Source organism: Komagataeibacter kakiaceti JCM 25156 (assembly GCF_000613305.1).
This window is the reverse complement of the sequence record NZ_BAIO01000740.1, coordinates 1-891: the sequence shown is the minus strand read 5'-3', so window position 1 is coordinate 891 and position 891 is coordinate 1. Positions and strand designations below refer to the sequence as shown.

The following is an 891-nucleotide window of genomic DNA, read 5'->3' as shown; positions in this document are numbered from 1 at the left end:
ATCACAGCTTTTCCGCGCGGCGGCGACAACGCGGTCACAGACAGCTTCAATTTCCGCATCGGTCAGGGTCCTGTCCATCGGCTGAAGGGTGATTTCAACGCCCAGTGATTTGTGCCCGGCCGGAACCTTGTCGCCTTCATAAACATCAAACAGGCTGACCGCGACAATCAGGTTGCGCTCCGCCCCCTTCACCGCGCGAAGCAGCTTTTCCGCCGCCATGTCCGACGCGACGACAAAGGCGAAATCCCGCTTCAGCGGCTGGAAGGCTGACAGCGCCGGGGGCGTCCTGCGCCTGCGCTTCGGCTCCGGCACCGCGTCCGGATACAGCGTGAACGCGCAGACCGGCACATCAATCCCGCGCTGCGCCAGCAGGGCCGGGTGCAACTGCCCGAAATGCCCCAGCACCAGCTTCGGCCCCTGCCGGATCACGCCGGACCGGCCCGGATGGTAGTACGCCGGCGCATCGGCGGTAATGCTGCACCCTTCAAGCGCCGCCCCCATGACACCCAGCGCCGCCAGCGCGTCGGCCTTGGCCTGCCACAGATCAACCGGCCGCGCGGGCTGGCCGGGCAGACGGTCGGAATGACCACTGCGGATCCCGGCCGCCACCAGTTTCTGGCCATCGGCGTCAAAGGCAGGCCCGACCTCGAACAGGCCCAGATCAGGGTAGCCGCGCGCCACGTTGCTCCTGACCGCCGCCAGCAGGTTGACCAGCGGCGTGGGGCGCATCTGGTCCAGATCGGCCGCGATGGGATTGAGCAGGTGCAGGTCGGCCGGCGCCTCCCCGAACGCGACGGCCTGATCCAGCGCCACGAATGAAAAGCCCACCGTTTCCAGCAGCCCGCGCGCGGCAAGCTGGCGGCGCAGGCTGGCGATACGGGCCTGCCGCGG

At 68.1% G+C, this 891-nt stretch carries 1 protein-coding gene; it reads right to left on the bottom strand.

What is annotated here, in order from left to right:
- Positions 1–891: phenylalanine--tRNA ligase subunit beta-related protein (locus tag JCM25156_RS18490; RefSeq protein WP_025814311.1), on the bottom strand; the 891-nt coding region annotated here is incomplete at both ends.